This window comes from Chryseobacterium sp., assembly GCF_041914225.1.
Lineage (GTDB): Bacteria > Bacteroidota > Bacteroidia > Flavobacteriales > Weeksellaceae > Chryseobacterium.
This window is the reverse complement of sequence record NZ_JAYSDT010000042.1, coordinates 24410-34287: the sequence shown is the minus strand read 5'-3', so window position 1 is coordinate 34287 and position 9878 is coordinate 24410. Positions and strand designations below refer to the sequence as shown.

Below are 9878 nucleotides of genomic sequence, written 5' to 3'. Positions count from 1 at the left end.
TGAAAATTTCAAAAACTAAAAGTAAAATGGATATTATTTTCGACCTGATTGAAAAGGAAAGACAAAGACAAACCCATGGATTAGAGCTTATCGCATCAGAAAATTTTGTTTCTGAAAATGTGATGAAAGCAATGGGAAGTGTACTGACAAATAAATATGCTGAAGGATATCCCGGGAAAAGATATTACGGAGGATGTGAAGTAGTAGATGAGGTTGAAACTTTAGCCATCAACAGAGCTAAAGAACTTTTCGGAGTAGATTATGTGAATGTTCAGCCGCATTCCGGTTCTCAGGCGAATGCAGCCATTTATCTTGCAGTTTTGAAACCTGGTGATAAAATTATGGGAATGGACCTTTCAATGGGAGGGCACCTTACCCACGGTTCAGCAGTGAATTTTTCAGGGATTCAATATAATGTAGTTTCTTACGGAGTTCAGCAGGAAACAGGTCTTATTGATTATGATCAAATGAGAGAAGTAGCGCTGAGAGAAAAACCAAAAATGCTTATTGCAGGTTTCTCAGCCTATTCAAGAGATTTAGATTATGCCAAATTCAGAGAAGTGGCAGATGAAGTGGGAGCTACCCTTTGGGCTGATATCGCTCACCCGGCTGGGTTAGTAGCAAAAGGATTATTAAATTCTCCATTCGAGCACTGTCATGTAGTAACAACTACAACTCACAAGACCCTTAGAGGTCCAAGAGGAGGGATGATCATGATGGGGAAAGATTTTGAAAATACATACGGTCACAAAACTCCAAAAGGAGAAATCAAAATGATGAGCCAGGTACTGGACGGAGCTGTTTTCCCGGGTATTCAGGGAGGACCGCTTGAGCATGTGATCGCTGGTAAAGCAGTTGCTTTCGGGGAAGCTTTGGATGTTCAGTTCGAAACTTATGCAAAACAGGTTAAAGCAAATGCTCAGGCATTATCAAAAGCGATGATCAACAGAGGTTTTGATATCGTAAGCGGAGGTACAGACAATCACCTGATGCTGGTAGACCTTAGAAATAAAGGAGTAAACGGTAAGGAAACAGAGAAAGCACTTGTACTTGCCGATATTACCTGCAACAAAAATATGGTTCCTTTTGATGATAAATCACCATTTACGACATCCGGTATCAGATTGGGAACTGCAGCTATCACAACAAGAGGATTGAAGGAAAATGATATGGATACTATTGCGGGACTGATTTCTGAAGTAGTAGACAATATCAAAAACGAAGAAGTGATTGGATCTGTAAAAAAGAAAGTTAACGAATTAATGGAAGGTAAAGCTCTGTTCAATTACTAACAGACATTCCTATATTATATAAAGAATGGGCAAATTGCTCATTCTTTTTTTATTCAAATGGAAAAGAAATCTTATACTTTCGAAGAAATAAAACAGAAACTGGTCAACTACTGTGTTTACCAGGACCGTTGTCATGCTGAAGTAGAGCAGAAGATGAGAGAATTCCTGCTTATAGATGAAGCGAAGGAAGAAATTATTCTGTACCTGCTGAAAGAAAATTATCTGAACGAAGAAAGGTTTACACGAAGCTATATCAGAGGTAAGTTTTACATCAAACACTGGGGGAAAAACAAAATTAAGATGAATCTGAAGCAGAAACAGATTTCTGAGAAGCTGATCAATTCATGTTTTGATGAGATTGATGACGCTGATTATGAGAAAGCTATCAGGAAGATTTTTGATGATTATTATTCCAGACAAACCGGTTTGAAAGAATATCAAAAAAAAAACAAGACTATAAAGCATTTGATGAGTAAAGGTTTTGAATATGAAAAAATAATTGATATTTTTGATTAAATATTAATAAATTAAAAAAAACTTGACGTATGACTTTTAGAAAAAAAAATAAGCAGTTCATTGAAAAAGATTGATATATAATGATTTAATAATTCTTTTAAAGAAAAACAGCTTAAATGAAGAATTTTTATAGATAAATATCACCTTTATAAACAGCTTTTATGGTATGATTTTTGTCTGTGAGTTTAGCTGTATCGTAATGAAATTATTAGATTTCATAAACATAACATCAAATTTATTTTTGATTTCAACATATTGAAATAAATTTATTTATTTTTGTGTGATTATGTCAAAATTATCTTTGATTGGATAATCAGATAATATACCTTAATTAAATATGAACACCAATACAGACAATGTACAATTCTCTTAGAAAAACAATATTTGGAGGGGATAATGTTGTCAATCTCTCAGACGTAAGATACCTTCCCCGATGGATAATTCTTGTAATAGACATTATTATACTGATCATATCTTTATTTCTTTCCACTTACATTATCGCAAAGATTACCAAGCAGGAGTTTATATACCATGAAGATAAAAGTTTGATTTTTGCTTTTATTATTCTGGTGAATGCCGTTTTTATGTACGTCTTCAAGACATATGCCGGTATTATCCGCCACTCAACATTTATAGACTTATTTAAACTTCTGATATCGTGCTTTTGCACAATGCTGACTATCGGAACTATAAATATTGCTTACTTCTGGATCTCAGGAAGTAAGTTTATACTTACTCCTTATCTGATACTTTACTTTGTAATTTCTTTTATGGGATTATTCCTTTTCAGATTATATGTGAAAGAGTTTTTCCATATTGTAAGGGAATATAGAAGAAGCGCACTGAAAAAAAGAATCCTGGTATTGGGGATTGATGAACAATCTATTGCGATAGCCCGTGCTATTCTGGATAATCCGAGCCTGCCTTATCAGGTAGTTGGGTTTTTAACTCAGAGAACAGATTCTAAAAGAGCATCTCTGTTAGGGAAACCAATCTATGAGAAGGAAAAGATAGAGGAGCATTCAAAAGACGATCTTATGGTTGACGGGGTTCTCATTGTTAAAGAAATGATGGCCAGAGATGAGATGAATGCCTGGGTGAATTTGTTTTTAGAAAAAGACCTGAATGTCTTTAAAGCACCATCTGTACAAAAGTTAAGAGACAGTGATCTTGGCGGGTCTATCAAAAACCTTCAAATTGAAGACTTGTTAAATAGAAAGCCTATCAAAATTCAGAATGAGAAAGTTAAAAGCAGGCATTTTGATAAAACAGTATTGGTAACCGGTGGAGCAGGATCTATAGGAAGTGAGATTGTAAGACAGGTTGCTCTTTTTAATCCTTCTTTGATTGTAGTACTGGATCAGGCTGAAACACCGCTTTACGAAATTGAACTTGAAATGAGAGAGAAATTTCCTCATATCACTTTCAAATTTGTTTTAGGAGATGTCTCTAACCATCACAGAATGGAATCTCTGTTCCAGACGTATAACTTCTCAATGGTATATCACGCTGCTGCCTATAAGCACGTTCCTTTGGTAGAAGAAAATCCTCATGAAGCCATTTTTGTCAATATATTAGGTTCAAAGATTGTTGCGAAATTATCCAGCAAGTATAAAGTAAACAGGTTTGTAATGGTATCTACAGATAAAGCTGTAAATCCAACCAACGTAATGGGAGCTTCAAAACGTGCTGCAGAGCTTTTTGTACAGTCACTTCAGAATGTAGAAGGTAATGTGACCAAGTTTATTACAACAAGATTTGGAAATGTATTAGGATCCAATGGTTCTGTAATTCCTCATTTTAAAAAGCAGATTGAAGCTGGTGGTCCCGTAACTATTACCCACCCGGAAATTGTAAGATATTTCATGACAATTCCTGAGGCCTGTGAGCTTGTACTTCAGGCCGGAACAATGGGAGAAGGAGGTGAAATTTTTGTCTTTGATATGGGAGAACCTGTAAAAATTATTGATCTTGCGAAAAGAATGATAAAATTATCAGGATTCGAACCTAATATAGATATTAAAATCATCTATACAGGACTAAGACCCGGCGAAAAGCTGTACGAAGAACTTCTGAGTGATGATGCAAAAACACTTCCTACTCATAATGACAAAATTATGATTTCCAAAGATCCTTCAATGGGATTTGAAGATATAGACAGGCTTACTAAAGAAATTACCAAGGCTTCCCTGCGAAGAGATAAAGTGGAAGTGGTAAGGATTCTTAAAACAATAGTGCCGGAATTCCGAAGCAATAATTCAATTTATGAGGCTTTGGATAAATAGAAAAAATATAAATGTATATTTGCACAATTTAACAAGATAATGAAAGGAAAAATATTAGCATTAGTTTTGGCGTCCTCTTTAGTGATTTCCTGCAAAGTGAACCCCAATGCTAAGAATGATTTAAATTATATGCAGAATATAGAACAGGTCGCAATCAGTGCATCTGCTAAAAATTCAGCAAATACAATCCAGGTAGGAGATCAGTTGGTTATTCTAATCACTGCGAAAGATATGGATGTTGTAAAGCCTTTTAATCAGAATTATTCTTCCTCAGAACTTATCCAGACAAATGCTACAGCAGGAGGAAATACTCCTAATCAGGGAGCAACAATATTGTCGGGACCAACTTATATTGTAGATGCCAACGGAGATATTGATTTTCCAATATTAGGAAAACTGAATACATCAGATAAAAGTCTGACCGCTTTTAAAGATGAATTGAGGGAAAAGATGACGAGATATGTTATTAATCCCACCGTTAATGTAAGGCTCGCTAATTTTAAAGTTACAGTACTTGGAGAAGTCAGCAGACAGGGAGACTATACTATAGCAAACGGACAGGCAACCATTTTAAATGCATTGGGTATGGCTGGTGATTTGACGCAATATGGGAAAAGAGAAGATATATTAGTTATCAGAACAGAAAACGGTGTTGTTTCTCATGGCCGTATCAATATTCAGGATGCCAATTTAATTAATTCTCCCTATTATAATCTGAAACAAGGGGATGCTATTATTGTTTCTTCAAACAATACAAAAGATCTTATAGCAAAACAAAACCCGAATACAGGTCTTTACCTGACCGCTATTTCTATTGCGGTTACAGCAGTTGCTGTTGTAGTAAGTTTATTTAATAAGAAATAAAGATTGATGGATAACCAGAGAACTTCACAATTTTCAGAGGAGGAAAACCACTCAAATAAAATTAACTTTAGTGAAATTATCAAACCATATGTAAGGAAATGGCCATGGTTTATTTTTTGTGCAATGGTAGCTTTAGCTATAGGCTATATTGCAATAAAATTTATGACTCCAGTCTATTATGTAGAAACAACCTTGCTTATAAAAGATTCCAAAAATTCATCCTCAAATAATGAATTGGGCGTTCTTTCTGATTTATCAGGATTGGGAGGGATGAAAACTAATAGTATTTCCAATGAAATTGAGATTTTGAAATCCAAAAAACTGATGAGAGATGTGGTTATCAATAAAAATCTTCAAACTAACATCATTGTTAAAGGAAAAGTAAGTAGTGTTGAACTTTATAAAGAGTCATCACCTATCGAAGTAAAGGTTGTCAATGAGAAGCCTTCTAAAAGTGCAAATAACCTTATTAATGTAGAATTAAGAGGAGAAGAAATTGCAATAAATTATGAAGGACTAAAAAAAAGTATCGTTTCTGGTTATGGAAGAATGATAAGTCTGCCTTTTGCAAATATTATTATTACTAAAAACACGAGGTACAATCCTAAAGTATCACCTAATGTTGATAAAAAGAATTTAGAATTAATTATATCATCAGTTGAAGCAAAAGTTAATTCTTTAACAGGAGCTCTTAGTGTAAATTTAGCAAACAAAGAAGCTACTGTGCTTAAACTGTCAATGAATTACCCGGTTGTTTCAAAGGCACAGGATATACTTAATTCATTGGTCGTTGCTTATAATAATGATGCAATATTAGACAAAAATCAAGAGTCTAAAAAAACATTAGATTTTATTGAGGATAGAGTAAAAAAGCTTTCAGTAGAACTCGGTCAGGTTGAAAATGAAAAAGAGAATTTTAAATCAAAGAACAACCTTACTGATCTTGAAACTGAAGCTAAGATAGACCTTGAAAGCTCTGCCGAAGCCCGTGCAAAACAACTTGATCTTGATGCACAGTTGGAACTGACGAATTCCTTGATTGCTTTCATGGCAAAGCAAGGTCAATATCAGGTGTTACCAATAAATATTGGATTAAATAATCCTGAAGCTGTTTCAGGAATTACATCATATAACCAATTGATATTACAAAGATCAAGATTACTGGAATCTGCAACTACAGAAAACCCTATAGTTGTTGAAACTAGTAAACAAATAAATGCAATGCGTTCTTCAGTTCTTCAAACGCTCCAAAGAAATAAGGCAGGATTGGAACTTGCCAGAAATGAATATGTAGGTGAACAAAATAAAGTAACTGGTAAAATAGCAAAAATTCCTTCCATAGAAAAAATATTTAGAGGAATAGAAAGGCAACAGAAAATTAAAGAAAATTTATACTTATTATTACTACAGAAAAGAGAAGAAACAGCTATTGCACAATCTATTACTGCACCAAAAGCAAGAGTGATTGATACAGCTTATGCCTTTGCCAATCCTGTTGCTCCTAAAACTCAAGCTATCTTATTTGCTTCAATATTTTTTGGACTATTAATTCCTTTTATTATTATTTATTTGTTGCAATTGTTTAACAATAAGGTGGTTACGAAGCATGACTTAGAAAAGCTAGTGCACGCACCTATTATTGCAGAATTACCAAGTCTTGAAAAAGGAGATTCCGAGATCGTTAAAATGAATGATATTACTCCTATGGCGGAAGCATTCAGAATTCTTATTACCAATATGAATTTCATGCTTTCAAAAGAGAAAAAAGGAAAAGTTGTATTTGTTACCTCTACCGTAAAAGGAGAAGGGAAAACATTCACATCGGTAAATCTAGCTTTGACATTGGCCAATCCTAAGAAAAAAGCAATTATTATAGGGTCTGATATCAGAAACCCTCAGCTTCAGAGATATAATCCTGCGAGAAAAGGACTTGCCGGGCTTACGGAGTATCTTTACAATGACGAGACCAAACTTGAAGATATCATTCATGTATCATCTTTTAATCCTTACCTGGATGTAATCTACTCAGGAATGATTCCTCCGAACCCAACAGAACTGTTATCCAACGGTCGTTATGAGACTCTTCTGGATCAACTGAAGGAAAAATATGAATACATTATTCTGGACACAGCACCATTACTTCTTGTAACTGATACTTTTCTTATTGCTGAACTTTCTGATGTCACTATTTATGTTTCAAGATCTAAATACACAGAAAAATCATTATTAGAATTTGCCAACAGCAATATTGATCAGAAAAAAATCAAAAATGTAGGATTTGTGCTTAACGATGTAAGCAGAGAAAATTTAGGATACAGTAACAAATATGGCTATGGTTATAACCAGCATACAGAACAATCCTGGTTTCAAAAAATAAAAAATAAACTTAGTTAATAATGATAACAACATATAAATTAGCAGTTATAGGCCAGGGTTATGTAGGCCTTCCTCTTTCTCTTGAATTTGCAGATCACTATCCTGTTTTTGGATTTGATATCAATACACAGCGTGTTGATCAGCTTAATAACGGAAAGGATATAACGCTTGAAGCAGATGTTGATAAATTAAATAATGGACTGAAAAAATATAACGAATCTAATGGTTCTTTAGGCTACAAGGCTACAAACCGGTTATCTGATATTGCTGAAGCCAATATATTCATCGTAACAGTTCCTACTCCTATTGATAAATATAATGCCCCGGATTTGAATCCATTAATTTCTGCTTCAAAAATGTTAGGAGAGATTATTAAAAAAGGAGATATTGTTATTTATGAATCCACCGTTTTTCCAGGATGTACAGAAGAAGAATGCGTGCCGGTTCTTGAAAAATATTCAGGACTTAAATTTAATGAAGACTTTTTTGTAGGATATTCTCCGGAAAGAATTAATCCGGGAGATAAGGTAAATACACTTACAAGTGTTAAAAAAGTAACTTCAGGTTCTACGGAAGAGATTGCTGAACAAGTAGATCAATTATATAAAAAAATCATCACAGCTGGAACTCACAAAGCACCCAGCATTAAAGTTGCAGAAGCCTCAAAAGCGATTGAAAATGCACAAAGAGATGTTAATATCTCCTTTGTTAACGAATTGGCCTTAATTTTTGACAGAGTGGGAATTGATACCAATGATGTATTGGAAGCAGCAGGCACGAAATATAATTTTCTTAAATATAAACCAGGATTGGTAGGAGGACATTGTATTTCAGTAGACCCTTATTATCTCGCACACAAAGCAGAACAACTGGGATATCATCCTGATGTTATTCTATCCGGCAGACGTGTCAATGATTCCATTGCAAAATTTGTTGCTGCTAAAGTAGTGAAGCTTCTTATTGCAAAAGGTGGAGTAATTAAAAATTCTAATGCACTGATTTTAGGAGTCACATTCAAAGAAAACTGTCCGGATGTCAGAAATACCAAGGTAGTGGATATCTATCGAGAACTTGCTGATTATGGAGTAAATGTGGACATTTATGACCCATGGGCAAGCAAAGAAGAAGTAAAGCACGAATATGGAATTGATATTCTGGATACCCTTCAGGAAGGAAAAAAGTATGATTCTTTAGTGATTGCAGTATCTCATAATGAGTTCCTGGAAATGGATCTGGATCAGCTTAAAAAAGAAAATGCTGTGGTTTTTGATACCAAGGCATGTCTGGACAGAAATCTGGTAGACGCAAGATTATAACAGATCATGAGTTATGATATTATAATCATTGGTGCAGGTTTGGTAGGATTGGCTACAGCTTATCAGACTAAACTGAAAAATCCTGATTCTAAGATTCTGATTTTAGAAAAAGAAAACGATGTGGCATTACACCAATCGGGACATAACAGCGGTGTGATCCATAGCGGGATTTATTATAAACCGGGTAGCCTTAAAGCTAAAAATTGTATTGAAGGATATAATTCGGTGATTAATTTTGCTGAAAAATATGGAATAAGATATGATCTTTGCGGGAAAATAATTGTAGCCACCTCACAGGAAGAGTTAGCACTTTTAGACAATATCTATAAAAGAGGAGTAGAAAACGGACTACAGAATTTAAAATACCTTTCAAGAGAAGAATTCCGTGAAATTGAACCCCATTGTGAAGGGGTAAAAGCTATCCGAGTTCCACAAACCGGAATTATTGACTATCCTGGAATAGCCAAAAAAATAAAAGAACTTTTTGAGGAATTAGGAGGAGAAGTAAGATTTAACAATGAAGTAAAAAATATCATTGATACAGGATCTGAAATTATTGTCACTACCAATATTTCCGAATTTAAAACCAAAAAACTGATTTCCTGCGCGGGATTGTATTCTGATAAGATAACCAAAATGACCAACGAACAAAATGACGTGGTCATTATTCCTTTCAGAGGTGAATATTATAAAATCAAGGATGAAAAAAAATATCTGGTAAAACATCTTATTTATCCGGTACCTGATCCTAGTTTTCCGTTTCTTGGCGTCCACTTTACCAGAATGATTGATGGTAATATTGAAGCCGGCCCCAATGCCGTTCTGGCTTTCAAAAAGGAAGGATACCATTTTTTTGATTTCAATTTCAGCGAAGCCTTGCAGACCATGTTATGGCCGGGATTCAGAAAAATTGTTGCAAAATACGGAAAAACAGGAATGGGAGAAATGCATCGTTCACTTTCCAAATCTGCGTTTACAAAAGCACTTCAAAAACTTTTACCGGAAATACAGGAAAATGACCTTGTACCAGGAGGCTCAGGGGTAAGAGCCCAGGCTTGCGACCGAAACGGAGGATTGATCGATGATTTTGACATTGTGAAAAATGTGAACATCATTCATGTTAGAAATGCTCCATCTCCGGCGGCTACATCTTGCCTTTCTATAGGAAATAAAATAAGTGAGCTTATTATAAATTAAAATGCACCTCTGTGTACACTCAAAAAACTAAA

Annotated in this window: 7 protein-coding genes; all 7 read left to right on the top strand. The window is 34.6% G+C overall.

Features of this window, described 5'->3' with window-relative positions; translation table 11 throughout:
- Window positions 1–26: 26 nt before the first annotated feature.
- The 7 genes from glyA (at window position 27) to lhgO (ending at window position 9846) form a co-directional block, all read left to right on the top strand.
- Window positions 27–1292 (top strand): serine hydroxymethyltransferase, encoded by a 1266-nt coding sequence (gene glyA / locus ACE3RB_RS15980; RefSeq protein ID WP_374465120.1) that lies wholly within the window; start codon window positions 27–29, stop codon window positions 1290–1292.
- Between the two features lie 57 nt (window positions 1293–1349).
- A complete protein-coding gene (locus ACE3RB_RS15975; RefSeq protein ID WP_374465117.1) occupies window positions 1350–1808 on the top strand; it encodes a regulatory protein RecX in 459 nt (152 codons plus the stop codon).
- A 356-nt stretch (window positions 1809–2164) separates the two neighbouring features.
- Entirely contained in the window at window positions 2165–4093 is a 1929-nt protein-coding gene (locus ACE3RB_RS15970) for a polysaccharide biosynthesis protein (RefSeq protein ID WP_374465116.1), read from the top strand.
- Between the two features lie 39 nt (window positions 4094–4132).
- Window positions 4133–4957: a polysaccharide biosynthesis/export family protein gene (locus tag ACE3RB_RS15965; protein WP_374465115.1), complete on the top strand. Its 825-nt coding sequence runs from the start codon at window positions 4133–4135 to the stop codon at window positions 4955–4957.
- Between the two features lie 6 nt (window positions 4958–4963).
- Window positions 4964–7351 (top strand): GumC family protein, encoded by a 2388-nt coding sequence (locus ACE3RB_RS15960; RefSeq protein ID WP_374465114.1) that lies wholly within the window; start codon window positions 4964–4966, stop codon window positions 7349–7351.
- Between the two features lie 2 nt (window positions 7352–7353).
- Window positions 7354–8649 carry a nucleotide sugar dehydrogenase gene (locus tag ACE3RB_RS15955; RefSeq protein ID WP_374465113.1) on the top strand — a complete coding sequence of 432 codons (1296 nt, stop codon included), beginning with the start codon at window positions 7354–7356 and terminating at the stop codon, window positions 8647–8649.
- Window positions 8650–8655: 6 nt separating this feature from the next.
- Window positions 8656–9846: an L-2-hydroxyglutarate oxidase gene (lhgO, locus tag ACE3RB_RS15950; RefSeq protein WP_374465112.1), complete on the top strand. Its 1191-nt coding sequence runs from the start codon at window positions 8656–8658 to the stop codon at window positions 9844–9846.
- Window positions 9847–9878: the final 32 nt, after the last annotated feature.

Excerpts from the sequence above, each read along its gene's own strand:
- glyA (WP_374465120.1), top strand. The coding sequence starts at position 27 with ATGGATATTATTTTCGACCTGATTGAAAAGGAAAGACAAAGACAAACC.
- ACE3RB_RS15975 (WP_374465117.1), top strand. The coding sequence starts at position 1,350 with ATGGAAAAGAAATCTTATACTTTCGAAGAAATAAAACAGAAACTGGTC.
- ACE3RB_RS15970 (WP_374465116.1), top strand. The coding sequence starts at position 2,165 with ATGTACAATTCTCTTAGAAAAACAATATTTGGAGGGGATAATGTTGTC.
- ACE3RB_RS15965 (WP_374465115.1), top strand. The coding sequence starts at position 4,133 with ATGAAAGGAAAAATATTAGCATTAGTTTTGGCGTCCTCTTTAGTGATT.
- ACE3RB_RS15960 (WP_374465114.1), top strand. The coding sequence starts at position 4,964 with ATGGATAACCAGAGAACTTCACAATTTTCAGAGGAGGAAAACCACTCA.
- ACE3RB_RS15955 (WP_374465113.1), top strand. The coding sequence starts at position 7,354 with ATGATAACAACATATAAATTAGCAGTTATAGGCCAGGGTTATGTAGGC.
- lhgO (WP_374465112.1), top strand. The coding sequence starts at position 8,656 with ATGAGTTATGATATTATAATCATTGGTGCAGGTTTGGTAGGATTGGCT.